At 64.2% G+C, this 22107-nt stretch carries 18 protein-coding genes; 10 read left to right on the top strand and 8 right to left on the bottom strand.

The window, feature by feature from the left end; translation table 11 throughout:
* Positions 1-146: 146 nt before the first annotated feature.
* A complete protein-coding gene (locus OHL12_RS15945) occupies positions 147-3488 on the top strand; it encodes a TonB-dependent receptor (RefSeq protein ID WP_263414806.1) in 3342 nt (1113 codons plus the stop codon).
* An 89-nt stretch (positions 3489-3577) separates the two neighbouring features.
* Here the strand turns inward: OHL12_RS15945 and OHL12_RS15940 are convergent, their stop codons facing one another.
* Positions 3578-4132 carry a TlpA family protein disulfide reductase gene (locus tag OHL12_RS15940; protein ID WP_263414805.1) on the bottom strand — a complete coding sequence of 185 codons (555 nt, stop codon included), beginning with the start codon at positions 4130-4132 and terminating at the stop codon, positions 3578-3580.
* Positions 4133-4246: 114 nt separating this feature from the next.
* Between OHL12_RS15940 and OHL12_RS15935 the strand changes: the two genes are divergently transcribed.
* Positions 4247-5323, top strand: coding sequence for a hypothetical protein (locus tag OHL12_RS15935; protein WP_263414804.1), 1077 nt, complete (start codon positions 4247-4249; stop codon positions 5321-5323).
* Between the two features lie 65 nt (positions 5324-5388).
* Here OHL12_RS15935 and OHL12_RS15930 read toward each other — a convergent pair whose 3' ends face one another.
* From OHL12_RS15930 to OHL12_RS15920, 3 genes are read right to left on the bottom strand one after another with little or no spacing between them, the layout of a single operon-like run.
* Positions 5389-6339, bottom strand: a complete 951-nt coding sequence (locus OHL12_RS15930; protein ID WP_263414803.1) for an Fpg/Nei family DNA glycosylase — start codon at positions 6337-6339, stop codon at positions 5389-5391.
* Complete coding sequence (locus tag OHL12_RS15925; RefSeq protein WP_263414802.1) at positions 6332-6679, bottom strand: hypothetical protein; 348 nt, start codon at positions 6677-6679, stop codon at positions 6332-6334. The genes OHL12_RS15930 and OHL12_RS15925 overlap by 8 nt, the downstream gene beginning before the upstream one ends.
* Before the next feature lie 55 nt (positions 6680-6734).
* Entirely contained in the window at positions 6735-11969 is a 5235-nt protein-coding gene (locus OHL12_RS15920; protein ID WP_263414801.1) for an Lhr family helicase, read from the bottom strand.
* Positions 11970-12080: 111 nt separating this feature from the next.
* On the opposite strand from OHL12_RS15920, the gene cdd reads away from it, so the two are divergent.
* The 4 genes from cdd to OHL12_RS15900 are packed head-to-tail and all read left to right on the top strand — an operon-like array spanning position 12081 to position 15203.
* Positions 12081-12521 carry a cytidine deaminase gene (cdd, locus tag OHL12_RS15915; RefSeq protein WP_263414800.1) on the top strand — a complete coding sequence of 147 codons (441 nt, stop codon included), beginning with the start codon at positions 12081-12083 and terminating at the stop codon, positions 12519-12521.
* Positions 12518-12901 carry a hypothetical protein gene (locus OHL12_RS15910; RefSeq protein WP_263414799.1) on the top strand — a complete coding sequence of 128 codons (384 nt, stop codon included), beginning with the start codon at positions 12518-12520 and terminating at the stop codon, positions 12899-12901. Before cdd ends, OHL12_RS15910 begins: the two co-directional genes overlap by 4 nt.
* Entirely contained in the window at positions 12898-14253 is a 1356-nt protein-coding gene (locus OHL12_RS15905) for a thymidine phosphorylase (protein WP_263414798.1), read from the top strand. The genes OHL12_RS15910 and OHL12_RS15905 overlap by 4 nt, the downstream gene beginning before the upstream one ends.
* A 44-nt stretch (positions 14254-14297) precedes the next feature.
* Entirely contained in the window at positions 14298-15203 is a 906-nt protein-coding gene (locus OHL12_RS15900) for a formate/nitrite transporter family protein (protein ID WP_263414797.1), read from the top strand.
* Here the strand turns inward: OHL12_RS15900 and OHL12_RS15895 are convergent.
* Positions 15200-15925, bottom strand: a complete 726-nt coding sequence (locus OHL12_RS15895) for a glycosyltransferase (protein WP_263415151.1) — start codon at positions 15923-15925, stop codon at positions 15200-15202. The genes OHL12_RS15900 and OHL12_RS15895 overlap by 4 nt on opposite strands.
* The gene (locus tag OHL12_RS15890; protein ID WP_263414796.1) at positions 15813-16736 is read right to left on the bottom strand and encodes a UDP-2,3-diacylglucosamine diphosphatase; all 924 of its coding nucleotides are present in this window, start codon (positions 16734-16736) and stop codon (positions 15813-15815) included. The genes OHL12_RS15895 and OHL12_RS15890 overlap by 113 nt, the downstream gene beginning before the upstream one ends.
* 145 nt (positions 16737-16881) lie before the next feature.
* On the opposite strand from OHL12_RS15890, the gene OHL12_RS15885 reads away from it, so the two are divergent.
* The gene (locus OHL12_RS15885; RefSeq protein ID WP_263414795.1) at positions 16882-18138 is read left to right on the top strand and encodes a NupC/NupG family nucleoside CNT transporter; all 1257 of its coding nucleotides are present in this window, start codon (positions 16882-16884) and stop codon (positions 18136-18138) included.
* 11 nt (positions 18139-18149) lie between these two features.
* Here OHL12_RS15885 and OHL12_RS15880 read toward each other — a convergent pair whose 3' ends face one another.
* On the bottom strand, positions 18150-18332 hold the full coding sequence (locus OHL12_RS15880; RefSeq protein ID WP_263414794.1) for a hypothetical protein: 183 nt from the start codon (positions 18330-18332) through the stop codon (positions 18150-18152).
* A 113-nt stretch (positions 18333-18445) separates the two neighbouring features.
* Between OHL12_RS15880 and OHL12_RS15875 the strand changes: the two genes are divergently transcribed.
* The 3 genes from OHL12_RS15875 (at position 18446) to OHL12_RS15865 (ending at position 20576) form a co-directional block, all read left to right on the top strand.
* On the top strand, positions 18446-19330 hold the full coding sequence (locus OHL12_RS15875) for a purine-nucleoside phosphorylase (protein ID WP_263414793.1): 885 nt from the start codon (positions 18446-18448) through the stop codon (positions 19328-19330).
* The gene (gene udk, locus OHL12_RS15870; RefSeq protein ID WP_263414792.1) at positions 19327-19980 is read left to right on the top strand and encodes a uridine kinase; all 654 of its coding nucleotides are present in this window, start codon (positions 19327-19329) and stop codon (positions 19978-19980) included. Before OHL12_RS15875 ends, udk begins: the two co-directional genes overlap by 4 nt.
* 86 nt (positions 19981-20066) lie before the next feature.
* Complete coding sequence (locus OHL12_RS15865; protein ID WP_263414791.1) at positions 20067-20576, top strand: DUF2062 domain-containing protein; 510 nt, start codon at positions 20067-20069, stop codon at positions 20574-20576.
* A gap of 15 nt (positions 20577-20591) precedes the next feature.
* Here OHL12_RS15865 and OHL12_RS15860 read toward each other — a convergent pair whose 3' ends face one another.
* Positions 20592-21977, bottom strand: coding sequence for a nicotinate phosphoribosyltransferase (locus OHL12_RS15860; RefSeq protein WP_263414790.1), 1386 nt, complete (start codon positions 21975-21977; stop codon positions 20592-20594).
* Positions 21978-22107 lie beyond the last annotated feature (130 nt).

Genomic DNA, 22107 nt, shown 5'->3' with positions numbered 1-22107 from the left:
CACAACCTAGATTCTCCCGTTCGCGAGGTCTCGGTGGCGCCAAACTGGTGCATCGATGGCCGCTACTTGCGACCGGTCTGTCCCTCCGGCATCGCTGTGCTGCATGGCAGAAGTGCCCGCACCCCTGTACGTCAAAGAGGTTGCTGTTGAAGAAGAATGCTGTGAAGTTCCTGCTTGCTCCCGCCCTGCTGCCCGTCAGCGCAACGCTGAGTACGACGGCGATCGCCCTGGCTCCCTTTGTGATCGGCTTGATGCCCGCTGGATCTGCGATGGCGCAGACCTACCGCGGCGGCGTCGCCGGCACGGTTCTGGACGCGAGCGGCGCGGTGGTTCCCAACGCCAAGGTGACGCTGCTGGACCCGTCGACGGGCTTTACGCGGACACAGCAGTCGACCAGCGCGGGCGCGTATGCGTTTCAGGATCTGCCGATCGGTCAGTACACGGTGACGGTGGAAGCGCAGGGCTTCAGCGTGACGAAGGTGGAGAAGATCGACGTGCGGCCGGGCGCGGTGTATTCGCTGGACCCGAAGCTGGGCGTGGGCGCGGAAACGCAGAGCGTGGATGTGAACGCGGCAGCACTGGCGCTGGATACGGAGACGACGGCGAACAACAGCGTGGTGAACGAGAAGGCGGTACAGAACATTCCGCTGAACGGCCGCGACTACACGCAGTTGATCAAGATTGTGCCCGGCTACAACGGTGCAGGATCGCTAAACGGCACGCGGTCGAACCAGAACAATTACCAGATTGATGGTGCCGACTCCAACGACATCTGGCAGAACGGCGCGGCGGCGAACCAGGGCGGTGTGGGATCGATTGCGGGTGTGACGATTCCGATCGACGCCATCGACCAGTTCACGGTGCAGTCGAACGCGAATGCTGAGGCGGGTCGTAACGTGGGCGGCCTGATCAGCCTGGCGATCAAGACGGGCACGAACAACGTGCACGGGTCGGCCTACTACTTCAACCGGAATGAGTTCTTTGCGGCGCGGTCGCCCTTCCTGTCTCCGACGACGCGCAAGCCTACGCTGCGCAACCAGCAGTTTGGTGGATCCGTTGGCGCGCCGATCATCAAGGACAAGCTGTTCTTCTTTGTGAACTACGAACGGCAGATGTTCCTGATCGGCAACTCGGCCGCGGCAACGGAACCGACGACGGCGTATGTGAACGCGGCGACCGCGCTGCTGCAGGCGCACGGGTACCGCTACTCGCCGACCAGTGTGGTCAACCCGCTGTCGCTCAACCTGTTGACGCTTTGGCCGGAGGGCAACAAGAACGTTGGGCCGGCCGCGAGCGGCAACTACTTCGATCCGCGCAATCAGAAGGGCTACAGCGACAACGCGATCGGCAACATCACGTGGAACATGACCAGCCGGCAGAACCTGCGGCTGCAGGCCTTTGTGGGAACGGGCCGGCAGTACTCCGCGGTCGGCACCAACGTGTACGACTACTTCCAGGTGGCGCCGGACATTACGCAGAATTTTTCACTGGCGCATAACTGGGCCATCAGCGATCGCGTGAGCAACCAATTGCTGTTTGGCGTGGGCGTGTTCAACCAGACCTTCAACGATGCGAACCACTCGTTCAATCTGCCGTCACTAGGCCTGGCGACGGGTGTGACCGATCCGACCCTGTTTGGTGCGCCGAACATCACCATTGGTGGTGGTGCGATCGACGTGACCGGCCAGACGCCGCCTCTGGGCCGCAAGGACTACACCGGCCACGTGACGGATGCAGCGACGTTTGTGAAGGGCAAGCACCAGTTCCGGTTTGGTGGCGAGTATCGCCGCAACTACATGGACCTGCAATACCAGCGCAACGTGCGCGGCACGTTCAGCTTCAACGGAACGGCGTCGAGCAACGCAGCGATTACGCCGCTGCTGAACGGAGCGACGCCCTGGGCGAACGATGCCAGTGTGGGTACGGATGTGCGTTCCCTGGCCGATTACCTGGCCGGGTTCTACAACTCCAACAGCTTTGTGCAGGGTTACCTGCGGCGCAGCATCTACCAGAACACCTTCGCAGGGTTTGTGCAGGACCAGTTCCAGGTGACGCCGAAGCTGACGCTGAACTACGGTCTGCGATATGAGTACAACGCGCCGTGGTCGAGCCCGGGCTTTTTCAGCTTTTACCGTCCAGGCAATCCGGCAGCCGATGGGTACGGGTTGGTGCCGTTGGGCAGCGGCGGCGTGGACAAGCCCTATAACGGGCAGCAGACGAACTTTTCGCCGCGCGTGGGTGTGGCGTACCAGTTGAACCCGGTGATGGTGCTGCGCGGAACGTACGGTTTGTACTTCGACGCGCCGAACTTCAACGGTTTCTTTGACAATGGCCCGGGCAACGGCGGCGCTCGCGGACCGCAGGCGAACCCGACGGGTCCCAACCCGGTTCGCACGGTGAGCAAGACGTATGGCCAGTGGGTGTCGGGCGTGAACCCCTTCCCGACGGCGCCTTCGCCGACGACGATCTATGGTCTGGCGACAATCGATCCGAACTTCGCCACGGCTCGCTCGCACAACTGGACCGTGAACATGGAAACGCAGCTGGCACGCAACACCATTTTCACGCTGGGCTATGTGGGTGCGGCAGGGCGCGATTTGTTCAACCTGAGCGACATCAACCAGGCTCGGCCGGGCACCACCACTTCGGCAACGGCGGAGGTGACGCGGCGGCCGATCTATGTGAATCGCACGGTGCCGAACTACGCGACGATTGGCGCGGTGAACGAGATTGAGAGCCGCGGGTACTCGAACTACGATTCGCTGCAGGCGAGCCTTCGAATCTCCAACATCAAGGGGCTTACGGCACAAGGTTCGTACACGTGGGGCCACGCGCTGGATGTGATCAGCAGCACACGCAACCTGGCACCGCAGGATTCTGCAAACCTGGCGGCGGAATACGGCGACTCCGATTTCGACGTGCGCAGCACGTTCAACGGCTACGTGGTGTACGAAGTGCCCCACTTCTCTGACAAGCTGAAGGTGCTGACGCAGGGATGGCAGGGCAATGCCTTTGTCACGGCATTTACCGGAACGCCGTTCAGCGTGAAGGTGGGCAACGACATAAGCGGCACGGGCGAGAACCAGGACCGCGCCAACTACGTTCCGGGTGCGACGTACAAGGTGAGCAACAAGGTAATTGTGCCGACGACCGGACAGCCCTATGCGCAGTTCTTCAACCCGGCGGCCTTTGTGAGCCCGGCAGCCGGCAACTTCGGAACGACGCGTCGCAACGCGTTCCGCGGACCGAACTTCTTCACGACGGATGCTTCGCTGGTGAAGAACACGCGGCTGCGTGAGGGCGTGAATCTGCAGATTCGTGCGGAGATGTTCAACATCTTCAACTACACGAACCTGGCAAATCCGACAGCAACGCTGACCAGCAGCACGCTGGGCCGGTCGACGAACACGCGCAACAACGGAGGCGCTCCGGGCATTGGACCGGGTGAGCCGTTCAACGTGCAGTTCGCGGGCAAGATCATTTTCTAGCCAAACTGCAGCAGCAACAGAAAGGGCCGGCCTCTGCCGGCCCTTTCTGTTGCTGCTACTGAGGTGCGTCAGGTACTCAGCGCGACCTACTACCAGTCGTTGCGCTGGATGGCTTTCGGCTGTTTGCCGTTGCGGCCGTTCAGGAGCCAGTCGATGCGGGAGCGGATGTCCTTGTCGCTGGCTTCGCCTTCGATGCGGCCGATCACGGTGCCTGTGTCGTCGAGGATGAGGGTTGCGGGGACGAGTTCGCCGAGGTCGAGTGCCTTGAGTGTGGTTTCGTCGGCGCCGGTCCAGACCGGGATGCGCAGGTTGCGTTTCGCAATGACCTGCGGGATCTTCGATTGCGTATCGGGGGCGTCAAGCGAGATGGCGACGAACTGCACGCCCCTGCTGCCGTAGGTGTCGGCGAGCTTTTGCAGGCGCGGCATCTCTTCGCGGCACGGGCCGCACCATGTGGCCCAGAAGTTGACGACTGCCGGGTGACCGCGCAGATCGTTGAGGGTGTGGGTCGCGCCATCGCTGCTGCGGAACTGCGGGACGGGCTCGACCGGTGTGGCGGCGTGGAGGCTGGCGAACGCAAGGCACGCGGCAGCGCACAGCAGAGCGGGCCGGTGGGCCCGCGGAACAAGATGCTGGAATCGCATCGCACCACGATAGCGATCCGTGCGGCCTTATTCCTCCATCGGCGGATGGAGAGAAAGATCGGTATGGCGATGGTCGTCAAGCGTGTGGAGTGATCCCTAGTATGGCTCTCCATCATGAAGAACACAGTGGTTTGCACCGTCATTCTGGGCGCGCTTGCGTCCGGCTTTGGAGCCAGTTCCGCACGCGCCCAGGGATGCCTGGCGGCGCATACCAACAGCAATATGCAGAGCTGCATCACGTCGAACGGTCACGATATGCCGCAATCGACGAGTGCGTTTCTGCGTCACCATCCGCTGACAGTCGAGGTGGATTGGAGGTCGTTCAGCTCGTTCCGCCACTTCAGCGGAACGGTGGAGAACACGTCGCGCCAGGTGAACGGGAACTTCATTCCGAATCACCAGAATCTCTACAACATCAGCATGGATTTGCAAGTGTCGCCGCGCTGGAGCGTGAACACGTTTGTGCCGGTGCTGCAGGGTACGCGTGATCAGAAGTACGCGCCGGTGCAGAAGGTGGAGATTGCAGGCATCGGCGACATGATTGTGGGCGTGCAAGGCTGGGTGTGGCGGCCACCCACAGAGGCTGGTGGCAACATCGCGTTCAGCGCAGGACTGAAGCTGCCGACGGGTATCAACAACGGCATGGGAACGGGGCGGCTGGCAAACGGCACTGTGCAGAAGGTGGTGGCGGACCAGTCGCTGCAGCCAGGCGATGGCACGTGGGGTTTCACGCTGGGCAGCCAGGCGTATAAGCAGACCTACTTCCACACGGTTGGATACTTCCAGGGATCGTGGCTATTCAGCCCCGTGGATACGACGGGCGTGCCCACGTTCCGCACAGCCAAGGGTGAGGGCGTGATGAGCGCCACGGACCAGTACATCTTCCGCGCCGGACTATCGCGTCACGTGCCGCATGTGTACGGTCTGGCAGCGGCGTTCGGCGGGCGCATGGAAGGCATCCCGGTGCGCGATGCATTTGGCAAGAGCGATGGGTTCCGGCGGCCGGGGTACATCATCTCCGTCGAGCCGGCGCTGCAGTACCAATACCGTCGCAGCATGATCTCGCTGAGCGCGCCGTGGGCGGTGCAGCGGAATCGGCGGGCGTCGGTGACGGACCTGGCGAACCACACGCATGGCGACGCGGCGTTTGCGGATTACGCGGTCATCTTGGGTGTGGCACACACGTTCTAACGTGCTGTGGAGCGTGCGGCACATGCGCGTTCATGTGCCGCCCGCCTGCTTTGCATTGCAAAGCCCTATGAGCAGCCGACTCGGTTGCGGCGGATGGCGCCGTTCCAGCCTTTGGGTGCGTCGGTTGTGGTGGCGCCGGCGGCGAGCTGCTGCTGGGAGGGCACCCAGGGCTGGCACTCGGGGCACCAGTAGGTGCTACGCGCGCCGGGACCCTGCTTGCGGTACTCGATGAGGGCGCCGCAGCGGCGGCACTCCTGGCCGCGGCGGCCGTAGACCCAGAGGCGGTTTTTTTCGTTGGCGCTGTTGGTGGTGCGGCGCATGCCGCTGTAGGTGATGATGCGATCGCCGCCAGTCTCAGAGCTGTTGTCGATGACGTTGGCCTTCATGTAGCGCTGGGAGACGTCGGCCATTTGGAGCATCTCGTCGTCGGTGATGGTGCTCATGTGGCGGAAGGGGTGGACGCGCGCGGCGAATGCAACTTCGCTTTTGTAGACGTTGCCAAGGCCGGCGAGCACACGTTGGTTGAGCAGTACGTTGGCGATCTCGTCGTCGGGGTGCGATGTTTTGCGAGCCTGTAATGCCGCAAGGCCGGACTGGGCGGAGTAGTCACCCGAAAGGATGTCAGGGCCGAGCTTGGGGACGCTGCTCTTGCGCTCGAGGGAGGCAGCGGTGTGGAACTCCGCTACGGGGATGTTGAAGCCGACGGCCTGCCAGCCGTCCACGTCGAGCCAGACGCGCGCGGCTTTCTTTGGTCCCCACCACTTTTCGCCGGTGCGATAGATGTGCCAGGAGCCGCTCATGAGCATGTGCGTGACGAGGATGAGATCGCCGGAAAAGAAGATGAGGCACCACTTGCCTCGGGCTTCGACGCGCTCGATGACGCGGCCGACGACGGGGCGGTCGTCGTTGACGGTGGCGAGGTGGGCGTAGGCGGTTTCGAAGCGCGTGACGACCTTACCGGTGAGCACTTTGCCCAGCGCGCGAGCGGCGCGATAGATGGTATCTCCCTCAGGCATCTTGCTTCGCTTTGACCCATCCAGCAAGTCGAAGCCCTTCTGCAAAGTCTGGCTTCATAACTAAAATCCACTCTCGATTGGTCAAAGTACCTGGCCTGAAGAAATCGCAAAGCAAGCTGAGCCCTCCACGAGTCCCTAACTCTCTAGCCAGGTCAGCCGCGAGTTTCCCATAAAGCAGGTTAATAGGCCTGTAGTTCTTGTAATCCGCCGACTTGCTGAGGTGAGTCGCGGTTAGTGCACGCGCCTTTGTCGAATAGTGGGCCTGCAAAAACGCCATTTGGCTATCCGTTCTCTGATGAACCTTTTCAAGAGCTTCTTTGAACTGTTGCGAGGTAGGCATGATTCCCCCAATATCTCTAGTCGAGACTCTACAACCGCTGTCAACCGGACAACACCTATGCGTTGCCGGCGGGGCGGCCGCCGTTTTGGGCGGTGAGCATGGTGGCGGGCAGCGGGGGCAGGTTGCGGCGCAGGTTGAAGCCCATGGGGGCGGCCTGGAAGCCGGCGTCGAGCAGGGCGCGGGCCATGGGGTGTTCGGCGACGGCGACTCCGTTGATGGATGAGATGAGCATGCCGACGCGGCCGGACTGGTCGGTGGCGGCTTCGCCGATGCGGCCCGAGCCGGCCTGGCCCATGATGACGAAGTAGCGGGCGAGGGCGCGCATGACCTGGGTGCGCTGCGGGTCTTCTTCGGGAAGGAAGATCTGCAGGTTGGGGTTGCCGCGGCGCAGGTAGGCGACGAGAGCGCCGTCCGCGAGGACGACGCGGGCGCCGACGGTGCGGGTGAGCGAGCCACCGCCGTCCGCCGGTTGCGGCCACTTGAGCAGGGCGCCGTAGGGATTGGCGGGGTCGGTGGCGGCGAGCACGATCATCTCGGGATCGGTGTCGGGACGCTTGGTGCGGAGCGAACGCAGGAGGTCGAGCGCGGAGGGCAGGGCGAATTGCGTGGCGCCGAGGTCGGCGGCGAAGTAGCCACGGCGGATCTTGCCGGATTCCTCCAGCGCCTTCAGCACGTCGTAGATGGCGGAGAAGCCGCCGGGCAAGTTTTCGGCGTGGGCGGTTTCGCGGAAGACGACGCCGTAGCGTTGGAGAAGTTGGTGAGCCTCCGCGTGGGACCACTCGGTGGCGGAGCGTTGCGGATCGGTGGCGGATTTGCTTTGTGATGCAAAGTAGGCCGGGTGCAGCGCCCAGCGGCCCTGCACGGTAGGCGGCGTGGTGCGGCGCGAGCGGAAGGATGCGGCCTGGTTGTGGATACGGCGCTGCGGCTTGCCCTGGTGATTCGTGGTGCCGCGTCCATTCACGGCGTTGCGGTCGGTATAGGCACGCAGGGATTGCAGCGAGTCGTTGGTGACGGCGCCGCGCCAGACGAGATTCCAGAGCGAGTCGATGGTTTCGCCGGGGTAACCGCCGCCGGTGCCGTCGTGGATGTTCTGGAAGAACGAGGCGCCGTGCGCACGGAGGTACTCGAGAACGCGGTCTTCGCGATCTTTGGTGGGCGATTCGGATTCGATGACCGCGGCGGCTTGCTGCGTGTTTACGACGGGCCAGAGCAACGGGAGTTTTTCGGCGAGGTAGAGGCCGATGCGGCCGTCGCGCTCGCCGAGAGGTTCGAGGCCGGCCCAGGTGACCTCGCCCGCGGCGATGAGCGTGTCGAGATCGGCGGGCTTGTACCCGGCGATGCGCGCGGGCAGGATCTCGGTTTCGAGCAGCGACGCGGGTAGGGGTGCGCCCTGCAGGGTTTCGACTACGTCGAGCAGAGCGTCGAGGCCGCGGCGGGGTGTGAGCACACCCTGCCAGTGCGTGAAGAGGCGCGCGAGCGTCTGCTGCTCGACGGGCTCGACCTCTTTGCGAAGCTTGGCGAGCGAGCGTCGGCGGATGGTGCGTAGGACCTCGGCGTCGCACCACTCGCGGCTGAGACCACCGGGTTTGAAGGCGCCCTCGACGACGCGGCCGGTTTGTACGAGGCGCTGCAGGACGGCCTCGGCGGTTTCGGTGGGGATGCGGAAGCGCGCGGCGACTTCGGCCGTGGTGAACGGGCCGTGGGTGCGGCCGAAGCGGCGAATGAGGTCGAGCATAGCGTCGGGCGCGGGCTCGAGGAAGGCGGTGGGCAGGCCGGGCGGCAGCGGGATGCCGAGCGCGTCGCGGTAGCGGGCGACGTCTTCGACGGCGATGAGGCGCTTCTCGCCGCCGATCATGAGTTCGATGACGCGGCGCGCCTTCTGCAGGCGGTCGACGGTGATGGCGACCTCGGCCGAGGTGACGCGCTTGAGGAGTTCGGCGCGGTTCAGGTCACCGAGGCGGAGCAGCAGATCGTGGATGCCGTCCATGGAGCGCGCGCGGTAGTCGGGCGCGAGCATCTGGAGCTGCTCCTCGGTTTCTTCGATGGCGTTCGCGTCGAGTAGTTCGCGGAGGTCGGCGTCGCCGAGGAGTTCGCGCAGTTGCTCCTGGTCGATGCTGAGCGCCTGGGCGCGACGTTCGGCGAGTGGGGCGTCACCGTCGTAGATGTAGTTGGCGACGTAGCTGAAGAGCAGAGCGGAGGCGAAGGGGGATGGCGTGCGCGAATCGACGGTGTGGACGCGAATCTGGCGTTGCGCGATCTGTTGCAGGATTTCGCGCAGGGCGGGCATGTCGAAGACGTCGCGCAGGCACTCGCGATACGCCTCAAGCAGCATGGGAAATTGCGGGTAGCGCGCGGCGACGCTGAGCAGGTCGTAGGCGCGCTTGCGCTGCTGCCAGAGCGGTGCGCGACCGTCGGCGCGACGACGCGGCAGGAGGAGGGCGCGAGCGGCAGCCTCGCGGAACTTGGCAGCGAAGAGAGCGGTGGAGCCAAGCTGACGCTGGACGAACTCGGCGGCTTCCTGACCCTCGGGGAAGAACTGGTCGACGTCGGGCGCGGTATCGGCTTCGGGGAAGCGGATGACGAAGCCGTCCTCGCTCCACATGGCTTCCACGTCGGCACCGCCGGCGGCGCGGATGCGGCCGGTGACCGCCATGGCCCATGGCGCGTGGACGCGCGAGCCGAAGGGCGTCATGACGCAGACGCGCCAGTCGCCGAGTTCGTCGCGCACGCGTTCGACGACGATGGTGCGGTCGTCGGGGACGATCTCGGTGGCGACCTCCTGATCGGCGAGGTAGCGCAGGACGTTTTCGGCGGCGAGTTGGTCGAGGTCGTGCTCGCGGGTGAGGCGCGTGACGGCGGCGTTGCGCGGCATGTCGCGGAGTTCGCGGATGAGGGTGCCGATGCGGCGGCCGAACTCCAGCGGGCGACCGGCCTGGTCGCCGTGCCAGAAGGGCATCTTGCCGGGTTCGCCGGGCGCGGGCGAGACGAGGACGCGGTCGTGCGTGATCTCGTCGATGCGCCAGGTGCTGGCGCCGAGCACGAAGGTTTCGCCGGTGCGGGCCTCGAAGACCATCTCCTCGTCGAGCTCGCCGACGCGGATGGGGCGGTTGCGCTCGCCGGAGAGGAAGACGCCGAAGAGGCCGCGGTCGGGGATGGTGCCGCCGTTGAGAATGGCAATTTTCTTGACGCCCTGGCGCGGGGTGATCCAGCCGCGCTGGCGGTCCCAGGTGACGCGCGGGCGCAGCTCGCCGAACTCGTCGGAGGGGTACCGGCCGGCGAGCATGTCGAGCACGCCGTCGAAGACGGAGATGCTGAGGCCGGCGTAGCCGGAGCAGGAGCGGATGATGCCGAGCAGGCGGTCGTAGCTGATGCCCGGCGACTCGTCTTCGTCGCTGCGGAACTTGCGGATGCGGCGCGCGGCGGCTTCTTCGTCGAGCGGCGGATGCGCGATGATAGCGACCATCTGCTGCGCGAGCACGTCGAGCGCGTTGCGCAGATAGCGCGTGGATTCGACGTGGCCCTCGTGCATGGCGCGCGTGACGGCGGCGCAGGCGATGAGGTCGGCGCGGTACTTGGGGAAGATGATGCCCTTAGACGGCGCGCCCACCTGGTGACCGGCGCGGCCGATGCGCTGCATGCCGCTGGCGACTGAGGGTGGCGCTTCGATCTGGATGACGAGGTCGACCGCCCCCATGTCGATGCCGAGTTCGAGCGACGACGTGGCGACGAGCGCGCGGATGTGACCGGCCTTGAGCAGCTCTTCGATTTCGCTGCGCTGCGAGGCGGCGAGCGAGCCGTGATGCGCGCGGGCGATCTGCTCGCCGGCGAGTTCGTTGATGGCGCCGGCGAGACGTTCGGCGATGCGGCGCGCGTTGACGAAAAGGATGGTGGAGGTGTGTGCGCGGATGATTTCAAGCAGACGCGGGTGGATGCTTTGCCATATGCTGGTGCGCTTGGGGCCCTGCGAGGCAGGACCGCTGGGCGTGTCCTGGATTTCGCCGAGGCGGGCCATGTCTTCGACGGGGACCTCGACGGTGAGCTCGAGGACTTTACGGGCGCCGGCGTTGACGATGGTGACGGGGCGGTAGCGGATGCCGAAGGGTTCGATGGTGCCGTTGGAGGAGGGTGGGTCGTTATCGCCGAGAGCGAGGGCTGCAGTGCCGGCTTGTTCGCCGATCTCGGGTGCGATGGCGACGGTATCGATCGGTTCAAACGCTTGTACGACCGTTTGAGCGTCGTCCGAAGTGACGAGTGCTGCGTTATCGGCGGTTAGATCGTCACCTCGACCGCTAAAGCCGCGGTGTGCTGCGGGTTCCCTATCTACCTCGGCGGCTAAAGCCGCAGTTGCGGGTGTCACGGGTCCGGTGGAAGTCCCCGGGGCCGATTCGCTGTTGCCTAGGCCCCCTTCCCTGTTCCCTGTTGTCGCGAAGCCGTCGGCTCCGCCGAGGAAGCGGGCGACTTCCTCGAGGGGACGCTGTGTGGCGGAGAGGCCGATGCGCTGGACCTTGCGGCCGGTCAGGGCTTCGAGGCGTTCGAGCGAGAGCGCCATGTGCGCGCCGCGCTTGGAGGGGACGAGCGCGTGGATCTCGTCGATGATGACGGTTTCGACAGTGCGCAGCGCCTCGCTGGCGTTCGAGGTGAGCAGGAGGTAGAGCGACTCGGGCGTGGTGATGAGGATGTCGCCGGGATGCTTGGCGAACCTGGCGCGTTCGGCGAGAGGCGTGTCGCCGGTGCGAACGCTGATCTCGGGCGTGTGCACGGGAACGCCCATGCGTTGCGCCATGTTGCTGATGCCGGCGAGGGGCGAGCGGAGGTTGCGTTCCACGTCGACGGCGAGCGCTTTGAGCGGCGAGATGTAGATGACGCGAACGCCGGTGCCGGGGGCGAGCAGCGGCTTGGGTTCGGGCTTTTCGCCCTTCTTGCGGCGGGCGCGGATGGGCTTGGGTGTGGGAAGCGCGGCTGCGGCGATCGCGCCTTTCGCGCGCGTGTCCTGCAGCATGAGTTTGTCGAGGCACCACAGGAACGCGGTGAGCGTCTTGCCGGTGCCGGTAGGGGCGAGGATGAGCGTGGAGTCGCCGCTGGCGATGGCGGGCCAGCCTTCGCGCTGCGGCTGGGTGGGACCTTCGAAGACCTGACGGAACCACTCGGCGGTGACCGGGTGGAAGAGTTCGAGGACGTCGCGCTGCGGCGCTGCGGATGCGGTGGAAGCAGCAGGTAATCCGCTTTCAGAGGTGGCCTGTTTCCCGGCTGCAGCACGCTTCGCGCGCGTCTCCTTGGACTTCGGCTTCATCTCGCTTTTGGACTTTGTCGGCATATCCGGGCGCTCGGTATTGGATGCGGTACCGCCCTGCCCCGCCGCACGCTTGCGCTACGGAATGCATGGGTTTAGCCTCAGCTTTCTATGCCGCAAACACTGCAGTCCGGAACGCTTTCTGACTCACAGGCAGAGGCGTTGCGCCAGGCCGCGGCGGAGGCAGCGCGCAACGCGTATGCGCCGTATAGCCGGTTCTATGTGGGTGCGGCGGTTCTGCTCTCGTCAGGCGAGACGGTCACCGGTTGCAACGTGGAGAACGTGAGCTATCGCCTGACGACCTGCGCGGAGCAGACGGCAATTGCGCGTGCCGTTGCGGAGCATGGGCCGGGGATAGAAGTGGTGGCGGTTGCCGTGGCGAATGCGGATGCGGGCGTGGCATGCCAGCCCTGCGGTGCGTGCCGGCAGACGATTGCTGAGTTTGCTGAGGGTAGCTGCCGGATTATCTATCCGGGTGATAACGGCAAGCCGGATGAATGCACTTTGGCGGACTTGCTCCCCGCCGAGTTCGCAATCAAGACAATCGCATGAGGGGCAAATCGAGATGGTTGCGAGTCGTTCGTGGCATGGTGGTCGTAGTAGCAGGCTTTGTAGCCATCGCGGCTGCGATTACAACCTTTGTCGAGGTTAGAGGGCAGCAGCAGGACGATCGTGCACGTGCCGCGACGGCGATCCAGACATCGAAAATGAGAGGGCGATTCGCGCTGGGCGAGCCGCTGAGCGAGGCTGAAGCCGAAGTGAAGGCGCTCGGGCTAAATACGATCGGACGCGGCGACGACTTACTCATCATCGCGCAAGAAGGTCGTCGGGTCTGGTATTGCGATCACCACTATTTCGGTACAGCACTTAGGTTTACCGAAGGCAAGCTTCGCCAGATCGAGAGCGACGAATGGCTAGGAGCCTGTCTATGAGTTCACCGATTCATCCGATCGACATGATCCTGCGGAAGCGCGATGGCAAGGAGCTTTCTCGCGAAGAGATCCAGAGCTTTGTGGTCGGTGTGGTGGACGGGAGCATCACCGATGCGCGGATTGCTTCGCTGCTGATGGCGGTGTTTCAGCGTGGACTGTCGCGGCGGGAGTTGGCGGATTTGACGTCGGCGATGCGGTACTCGGGAGAGACGTTCGACTCGGCGTTTCTGGGCAAGTTCACGGTGGACAAGCACTCGACGGGTGGCGTGGGTGATAAGACGTCGCTGCTGATTGCGCCTATTGTGGCGGCGGCGGGGCTGGCGGATCCGATGATCAGCGGGCGGTCGTTGGGGCATACCGGCGGAACGCTGGACAAGATGGAGACGATCCCGGGCTACAACACGCAGTTGTCGCTCGCGGAGTTTGGCCGCGTGCTGCAAGCGTGCGGTGCGAGCATGATCGGGCAGACGAAGAACCTGGTGCCGGCGGACCGCATTCTGTATGCGTTGCGCGATCACACCGGGACGGTGGAGTCGCCGAACCTGATCTGCGCGAGCATCATGAGCAAGAAGCTGGCGAGCGGGCTGAATGGGCTGGTGCTGGATGTGAAGACCGGCAGTGGAGCGTTCATGCGGCGCGATGAAGACGCGCGGCACCTGGCAGAGCTGATGGTCGCGACGGGTGAGGCGAGCGGGACAAAGACGGTTGCGCTGCTGACGCGCATGGACGAGCCGCTGGGTCGATTTGCGGGCAACTGGGTTGAGGTTTGGGAGTGCGTCGACATTCTGCAGAACCGCGCTCATGCGCTGAGTGCCGACCTGGTGGATCTGTCGACGACGTTGGCCGGGTGGATGCTGTTTTTGGGCGCGGAAGCTTCGAGTGCGGAGGAAGGAAAGCAGCGGGCAACAGAGTTACTGCGTGACGGCAGCGCGTATGCCAAGTGGCTGGAGATGGTGCGGCTGCACGGGGGCGATGTGAGCGTGTTTGACGATCCCGCGGCGCAGCACAAGCCTGCGGCGACGCGCGTGCTGAAGGCGGACCGGAGCGGAACGCTGGTGAGCATGGATTGCACCGAGGTGGGCTGGGCGGTGCAGCGGCTGGGTGCGGGGCGCGAGGTGCCGGGCGGGCCGGTTGCGGCGCACGCCGGGATCGAGATGCACGTGAAGCTCGGGGATCGCATCGCGGAGGGACAGCCGCTGGTCACGATGTTCAGCGAGGATGCGGCGCTGCTGGACGAGCCGGAGCGGATGCTGCGCGAGACGCTGCGGATTGCGGATCAGGACTACGTCCGGAAACCGCTGGTCCGCGAGGTGCTGACGGGGCGCGACGTGGCAAGCGGAAAGCAAAGTTAGGGTGAGAAGCGAATGGCGAGGTCTGCGGCGCATCAGACCTGAGCATGCCAACCGAAGAAGCCACCCAGGCCGCTGACGCAGCGGCCGCCGGACAGTCAAGCCAGCAGAACCTGGAGCGACCCAGCGCCGAGCAGATCTATCGGCAGGTGCTGAGCAATGCCGAAGATGAACTGAAGCGGACGGCGCCGTCGCTGTTTATCTCGGGATTTGCTGGCGGAACATTTATGGGCTTGTCGGCGCTGGGAACGGCGATCGCACTGGCGCTGCTGGGCAACGGTCCGGTGGCGTCGTTCTGTGCGAAGCTGTTCTATCCGCTTGGCTTTATCGCGGTGATCCTGGGGCGCGCGCAGCTCTTCACCGAGAACACGCTGTACCCGGTGGCGCTGGTGCTGGCGCGCAAGAAGCATGTGTGGAGCACCCTGCGGCTGTGGTCGCTGGTGTTGCCCGGAAACGTGCTGGGCGCGGCAGCGTTTGCAGGCCTGGCCAGTTACACGCCGGCGCTCAATCCGAAGATCCTGGAAGCGCTGGTGCACCTGGGCGTGGAAGCATCGCAGCATCCTGTTGCGACCATCTTCTGGAGCGGCGTGATGGGCGGATGGATGATTGCGAGCGTGGCGTGGCTGGTGAGTGGCTCGCACTCAATTACCGGGTCGGTGATGATCATCTTCAGCCTGGCGTTTGTGGTGGGGCTGGGCGGGTTTGCGCACTGCATCGCGGGCAGTGGCGAGGTGATCGCCGCCGTGCTGACGCACCACCTGCCGTGGTGGGCCTATCCGCGCTGGCTTGGTTTGGCGGTGGCTGGCAATGTGTGTGGCGGCGTGCTGATGGTGACCGTGCTGGAGTACGGCCAGGTGATCGGCGATAGCGACCTGAGAAAGATCGAGGACCAGCGGCCGGGCGAGCGGCGGGAGAGGCTGAACAGCAGCTTTACGGGGCTGCCGCCGATCTAACTGTTCGCCGCCTTGGCTGCAGCGGGACGCCAGTAGCCGTGGTCGCGCTGGAAGTGGCGGCGGTTATTGCTGTTCAGCAATGTCCAGAAGAAGAGAGTGACCATGCGAAGGCGGCCGGTGCGCTGGAACCGCCGGTTGCTGGTCCAGACTTCGCCGTTGAGCACGGCGAAGCGGAGCGGCGAAACCTGCTTGGTGAGCAGGTAGTCCTCGGCGAAAAGGGCGTCTTCGCTGAAGCCGCCGAGTTCGTGGAAGCGCGCGCTCTGGAAGAGGAGAAACATGCCGGTGCCGAAAGGGAGGAACCACTGCGAGAGGCGCTGCATGCGATTGTTGCCGCGGTAGAGCCAGCGGTCGGAAGGGCGGCCGTCCTTGCACTGGATGTCGACGGTGACGCAGTGGAATTTGCGGCGCTGAGCCGCTTCCAGAGCACGGCGGATGAGGGTCGGGTCCTGCAGCTCTACGTCGGCGTCGAGGAAGAGCGTGAACTGCGCGTTGCCGGCGCGGGCGCCGCGATTGCGACCAACGGAAGGCATGCCGCCGGGCAGGATGTGGATGTCGAGGGTGGGACGAAAGCTGAGTGCCAGGGCGACGGTATCGTCGGTGGATGCGGCGTCAGCAACGAAGACTTTCGTAGAACGGATGAGCGGGTAATCCTGCCGGGTCAACGAGGTCAGCAGATCTGGCAGGAAGCGTGACTCGTTCTTTGCCGGGATGACGATCTGCAACTCTGCCGGGCACTCGATTTGGGTAGACATGGAGGTGGACTCCTCTGAGGTCGACTGCGATGAAGGTGGCGTTCTGGTCCATCCAGGCGCCGGTGTTGAAGTACTCGACGCCGTTGCGGGTTTCGGTGCGCGACTCGTGCGTGTGGCCGCAGAAGATGCGATCGGCGCGGCCTTCCTGCGCGTACTGCAGGGCGCCTTCGGCGACCTTGTCGCTGAGCCGCAGCCAACGCGTGCTGAGCCGGTCAAGCCAGCGCGACATGCTCTTCTGCTTGCTGTCGAACTTTTGGGCGTTGTTGTAGAACCACTCGAAGAAGCGGCTGAGGAGGACGTTGCGGTTCACGAAGCGATCGAACTGGTGACCGTGGATCGCCAGATGACGCTTGCCGCCGTACTCCCACACGTAGCGCTGGTACACGGGCACGCCGACCAGGTGCGACATGAGCTGGGAAAGGCCGACGTCGTGATTGCCTTCGACCCAGATGACCTTGCGACGGCGTTTGGGGTTGCTGAGCTTGCGGATGGCCGAGAGGAACTTCCAGTGCGCGCCGGTGAGGCGGCCGAAGTTGAGGTCGTGGAAGATGTCGCCAAGCAGGATGAGCTGACGGAAGTCGACGGACTCGATCAGGTGCATCGCGTCTGCCGCTCGACTGACCTCGGCACCGAGATGGAGGTCCGAGAGGATGAGGGTGTCGCAGGTGGAGATCGGGAGAGCCGCCGGGGGCGCCGTGGTTGTCTCTGCTGGAAGTTCCTCGCAAGGCGCGACGGGGGACGCGCTCGCCTGGTGGTTCCTCGCCATCCGGTCCGGTGCCATCACGCCCCCAGCGTGCCCTGCGGCTGTTGCCGGACGGTGAGCGGAGCGTGAAAGTTCGGTAACGCCAGTTACCGGGAAGGAGCCGGCGGGGGTCGCCTGTCCGCTACACTCAGGGGATATCGCCACTTGTATAGGAGGGCCGCCCTTGGCCCGTTTCACCGGTCTGCTTGGTCTGGTTGTTCTGCTTGGGGTTGCGTATGCGCTTTCCACGGACCGGCGCGCGATTCGATGGCGCACCGTGGCCTGGGGACTTGGCCTGCAGGTTTTGTTTGCTTTCCTGGTGATCCGCTTTCCGTATGGTCAGATTGCCCTGCATAACATTGCGGGCGCGGTGACTTCCCTGCTGGCGCACTCGGTGGATGGATCGTCGCTGGTGTTCGGCAAGCTGGGGGACCCCAAGAGCCCGCTGCAGGTGTTTGCGTTTGCGGTGTTGCCGACGATCATCTTCGTTTCGGCACTGTTCGCGGTGCTGTACCACCTGGGCATCATGCAGTGGGTGATCCGTGGCGTGGCCTGGATCATGCAGCGCACGATGGGGACCAGCGGGGCGGAGTCGACGAATGTCGCGGCGTCGATCTTTATGGGCCAGACCGAGGCTCCGCTGACGATCCGGCCGTTTCTGAATGGCGCGACGCGGTCAGAGTTGATGACCATCATGACGAGCGGCATGGCGCACGTGTCCGGCGGCATCATGGCGGCGTATATCTCGTTCGGCATTCGCGCGCAGGACCTGCTGAGCGCGGTGATCATGACCGCACCGGGAACGATCCTGGTGGCGAAGATGCTGGTGCCGGAGACCGAAGTTCCGGCGACATTGGGCACGGTTCACATTGAGAGCGAGGACGAGCACAAGAGTGAGAACCTGATCGGCTCGATCGCGCGAGGGACGATCGATGGCGGTCAGCTCGCGTTCAATGTGGCGATCATGCTGATCAGCTTCCTTGCACTGGTGGGTCTGTTGAACGGCATCCTCCTGGGCATTCACAACCTGATCGGGGTTCACACGATCGGTGGGCATGCGGTGGCGTTTCCGTCGTCGCTGAACGTGATCCTTGGGTTTTTCTGCGCGCCGATTGCGTGGCTGATCGGGATTCCGTGGCACGACGCCCCGACGATCGGCAACCTGATTGGAACGCGTGCGGTGCTGAACGAGTTCATCGCTTACACGCAGCTTGGGCAGCTTGCGAATGCGGGTGCGATCAGTACGCGGACGCTGGCGATCGCCACGTTTGCGCTGTGCGGCTTTGCGAATCTGGGGTCGGTTGGCATGCAGATTGGCGGCATCGGTGCACTGATTCCAAGCCGGCGCAACGAACTGGCGCGGCTGGGCATGCGGGCGATGCTGGCGGGCACCATGGCGAACCTGATGAGTGCCAGCATCGTGAGCATGCTGATCCGGTAAAGGCAGCGGTCTTACAGGTCGCCCCGGCCTTCAGTCCGTGTGGGCGTGTACGGAACCTCAGACTGCCGACCGGCCGCGGACTGCTGCTGGTTGGCGGAGTCGGCCCGGCGGCCGCGATTGCCGGCGAAGTAGAAGATTCCGATTACCGCAACCAGAAGAAGGATCCCACCGAGAATTCCGATGACTGCGAACATTGCTGCACCTCGCTCCAGCAGTTAGAGGCGGGATGGAGGCTGACCCGTTGCGCTGTCGTTTTGCACCATCCCCGCGCTATGCTGAACGGGACTCGACGCCCCTGGGAGAATGGATGACGGACCTGTACCAGCAAGCATCGGAAGCGGCTGCGTTTCTAAGTGAAAAGACTGCGCTGAAGCCGCGTCTGGGGATCATTTTGGGCTCTGGGCTAGGTGAGTTTGCCGACTCGGTCGAGGATGCGGTAGCCGTTCCGTATGCAGACATTCCGCACTTTCCGCAGTCGACCGTGGAGGGCCATCAGGGCCGCATGGTGCTGGGCACCGTGGGCGGCGTGCCGGTGGCGGTGATGCAGGGCCGCGTGCATGCGTATGAGGGCTACCGCATGGACGAGGTCACGTTTCCGGTGCGGGTGCTGGCGCTGCTGGGTGTGCGCCAGCTGGTAGTGACGAATGCGGCGGGCGGCATCGACACGAGCTACTCGCCGGGCGCGATTGTTGCGATCCGCGACCACATCAACCTGACCGGAACCAACGCTGCGCTGGGGCGCAACGATAGCCGCTTTGGCGTGGTGCCGGGAACCGGCCTGCGCTTCTTCGACATGACGACGGCGTACGATGCGGGCCTGCGCGAGCTGGCGGTGAACACCGCGGCAGAGCAGGGCTGGACCATGCAGAGCGGCGTGTACCTGGCGGTACTTGGGCCCAGCTATGAGACGCCGGCGGAGATCCGCGCTTTTCGTGTGCTGGGGGCTGATCTGGTGGGCATGTCCACCGTGCATGAGGTGATTGTGGCGCGGCACATGGGCCTGCAGGTGCTGGGGCTGTCGCTGGTGACGAACCCGGCGGCGGGCGTGATCGACGCGCCGCTGAACCACCTGGAAGTGATGGAGGTCGGCGTGCAGGCGGCGAAGAGGTTTGGTGCGTTGCTGACGGCGCTGGTGCCGCAGATTGCGGCCACCTCTGATGCAGCGGCCACGGCTAAGGAACACGCAGCGTGAGCGGGGCGCCCGGCGAGCAACTGACGTTGGCTGGAACGGTGCGGCCGATCGTAATCGGCATCGGCGGCTGCTCCGGGTCTGGCAAGACGACGCTGGCGCGTGAGTTGGCGAACGAGTTGAACGCCACCCTGTTTCCGCTGGATCTGTACTATCGCGACCTGTCGCAGTTTCCGCTGGACACGCGCCACAAGCGCAACTTCGATCATCCAGACTCGCTGGAAAGCGAGTTGATCCTGGAGCACGTTGCCGGCCTGAGCCGCGGCGAGACGATCGAGCGCCCGGTGTACGACTTCAGCACGCACTCGCGCGTGCCGGGCCGGACTGACCGCGTTGCGCCAGAGCGGTTCGTGATCGTAGAGGGCATCCTGGCGCTGCACTACCCGGAGTTGCTGCCGCTGTACACGCTGACGGTGTACGTGGACTGTTCGCATGAAGTCTGCCTGACACGGCGCATCTATCGCGACACGCGCGAACGGGGGCGGACGGAAGAAAGTGTCCGCGAACAGTTCCACGCGACCGCGCGGCCCATGGCCGACCAGTTTGTGCTGCCCTCGCAGGCCAACGCGGCGTTGACGGTGAACGGCTGCGAGGCGCTGGACTGGTCGGTGGAAGCCGTACTGGGCGATCTTCGGCGGCGATCGCTGCTGTAACGCCTGGTGGCGTCCCTCCGACTGTTTCTGGCAGCTTTCTTGCCGGTCGACTGATCCCTCCGGGCCTGTTTCGCGTCCAACGATCCGTGCTGATTGGGGAGAGACTCCGCGAATTCATCCGTTGCCATGTGCTGCGGCCGCTATTGCGGCTGTTGCGCGGTGGGGTAACGCCGCGCCGTCTGGCCTGGAGCCTGGCGCTTGGCATGGCGATCGGCATCAACCCAACCGTTGGCGTTACCACGGTGGTGGTGATCCTGCTTGCCTGGATGCTTGGCTTGAACCAGGTTGCCTCGCAGATTGGCGTGCACGTGGTTGCGCCGCTGCACCTGCTGCTGTTCGTGCCGTTCATGCAGTTGGGTGTGTACATGTTCCATAGCCGCCACCTGCCCTTTAGCGCGCGCGAGATCAAGCACCTGAGCCACCATCCGGTGCGGATGGTTCGAGACATGTGGCAGTGGCAATGGCACGGGCTGGTAGTGTGGGCGATTGTGGCGGCGATCCTGATGCCGCTTACGGCGATGTATCTGCGCCGCGCCCTGGTGCTAATGATGAAGCGACACAAGACGCTGATTCACTCGCGCCCCGCTACGCGCTAGCGACGCCTTTGCCGGTCAGACAACGACCGGAAGGTTGGCCATGCCCGCCAAACCGAAGACCCGCCGATAGTGCTCGACCAGGTCAGGCGGGCCGCTGGCTTTCAGGTAGTTGTCGCTCAGCTTCACGGCGGGACGACCTTCTGCACTGCGCAGCTTGCAGACGAGGCTGATTGGTTCCAGGCCGTCTTCGTTGCGCGGGTGGCAGTCGCGAAAGTCGTTGGTCAGAAGGGTGCCCCAGCCGGCTGAGAAACGGATGCGGCGATCCGGCCGCCACTTGCGTTCGTCGTGGAAGTCTGCGGCATCGCGGAAGTTCATGGCGCTGACGCCGGGCTGGATCTCTCCACCGAAGTAGGCGTGGAGGCTGAGTATCTCCTGCACGTCGAGGCCGTCGCTGGCAATGAGCAACTTGGACCGCGGATCGGCGCCGCGCTTCTGCAGCCACTGGATGTACTCGTCACCTGCAACGAATGGGTCCTTGGAATCGACGCGCTGGCCGGTCCAGCCGGTGACCCAGTTGGGCGCGTGCTCCAGGAACTGCGTGGTGCCGTAGGTGTCGGGCAGCATGACGAGCAGAGAGCCACCGTACGTCTGCTGCCAGAGCTCGAGCATGCGGTACTGCGACGCTTTCAGGTCGGCATCGTTGTCGGTGAGCGCCGCCATGGCCATGGGGATCTCATGCGCGTTGGTGCCGATGGCTTCCATGTCGTGCTTGTAGGCGAGAAAGGTGTTGCTGGTGCCGGTGAAGCTCTTGCCGAGCTCTGCGTGCATGGCTTCGACCACGTACTCCTGCCAGAGGAAGGAGTGGCGGCGGCGGGTGCCGAAGTCGGCGATGGCGAGGCCGGGCACGTTCTGCAGCCGCGTGATCTTGGACCAGAGGCGGGTCTTTGCGCGAGCGTAAAGGATGTCGAGTTCGAACTCGCTCATGCCTTTGAGCGCGGCGCGCGTTTTCAGCTCGTTGACGATGCTGAGCGCATAAATCTCCCACATGGTCACGCTGACCCAGGGGCCGCTGAAGATGAGGTCAAGCTGGCCGTCGCGCTCTTGCAGTTCGTACTCGCTGAGCGCGAAGTCGTGTTCGAGCCATTCAAGGAAGGCCGGTTCAAAGATGCCGCGCGTGGAGTAGAACGTATTGCCGGCGAGCCAGATGAGTTCGGATCGGCGGAAGCGCAGGCGCTTGACGTGTTCCAGTTGCGAGATCAACTCTTCCCTGCGGATCACGTCGGCCAGCCGCATGGTGGCATTGCGGTTGCGCAGGCTGAACGCGACGTTTGTGGTGCGGAAGTGCTTCCAGATGAACTGCAGCATCAGCAGCTTGTAGAAGTCGGTGTCCAGCAGCGATCGCACGATGGGATCGAGATCCCAGTTGTGGTTATGTGCGCGTTCCGAGAAGTTGATGATCATGGCGTTCTTCTTCAAAGCCTAGCAAGACCGCTCGGAGGACCGATCAGCACTGAACATTTTCCTGACAAGGACGCTTGACATGACAAGGAAGCTTTACGTAAAGTTTGCTTGTCATCGGTTGCGGCAGACG

The organism is Terriglobus aquaticus, assembly GCF_025685415.1.
Lineage (GTDB): Bacteria > Acidobacteriota > Terriglobia > Terriglobales > Acidobacteriaceae > Terriglobus > Terriglobus aquaticus.
Note: the sequence above shows the minus strand (reverse complement) of the source record. Positions and strands in the feature narration are given on the sequence as shown.

Coding starts and splice junctions, on each gene's coding strand:
- OHL12_RS15940 (WP_263414805.1), bottom strand. CDS start 4,132: ATGCGATTCCAGCATCTTGTTCCGCGGGCCCACCGGCCCGCTCTGCTG.
- OHL12_RS15935 (WP_263414804.1), top strand. CDS start 4,247: ATGAAGAACACAGTGGTTTGCACCGTCATTCTGGGCGCGCTTGCGTCC.
- OHL12_RS15930 (WP_263414803.1), bottom strand. CDS start 6,339: ATGCCTGAGGGAGATACCATCTATCGCGCCGCTCGCGCGCTGGGCAAA.
- OHL12_RS15925 (WP_263414802.1), bottom strand. CDS start 6,679: ATGCCTACCTCGCAACAGTTCAAAGAAGCTCTTGAAAAGGTTCATCAG.
- OHL12_RS15920 (WP_263414801.1), bottom strand. CDS start 11,969: ATGAAGCCGAAGTCCAAGGAGACGCGCGCGAAGCGTGCTGCAGCCGGG.
- cdd (WP_263414800.1), top strand. CDS start 12,081: ATGCCGCAAACACTGCAGTCCGGAACGCTTTCTGACTCACAGGCAGAG.
- OHL12_RS15910 (WP_263414799.1), top strand. CDS start 12,518: ATGAGGGGCAAATCGAGATGGTTGCGAGTCGTTCGTGGCATGGTGGTC.
- OHL12_RS15905 (WP_263414798.1), top strand. CDS start 12,898: ATGAGTTCACCGATTCATCCGATCGACATGATCCTGCGGAAGCGCGAT.
- OHL12_RS15900 (WP_263414797.1), top strand. CDS start 14,298: ATGCCAACCGAAGAAGCCACCCAGGCCGCTGACGCAGCGGCCGCCGGA.
- OHL12_RS15890 (WP_263414796.1), bottom strand. CDS start 16,736: ATGGCACCGGACCGGATGGCGAGGAACCACCAGGCGAGCGCGTCCCCC.
- OHL12_RS15880 (WP_263414794.1), bottom strand. CDS start 18,332: ATGTTCGCAGTCATCGGAATTCTCGGTGGGATCCTTCTTCTGGTTGCG.
- OHL12_RS15875 (WP_263414793.1), top strand. CDS start 18,446: ATGACGGACCTGTACCAGCAAGCATCGGAAGCGGCTGCGTTTCTAAGT.
- OHL12_RS15860 (WP_263414790.1), bottom strand. CDS start 21,977: ATGATCATCAACTTCTCGGAACGCGCACATAACCACAACTGGGATCTC.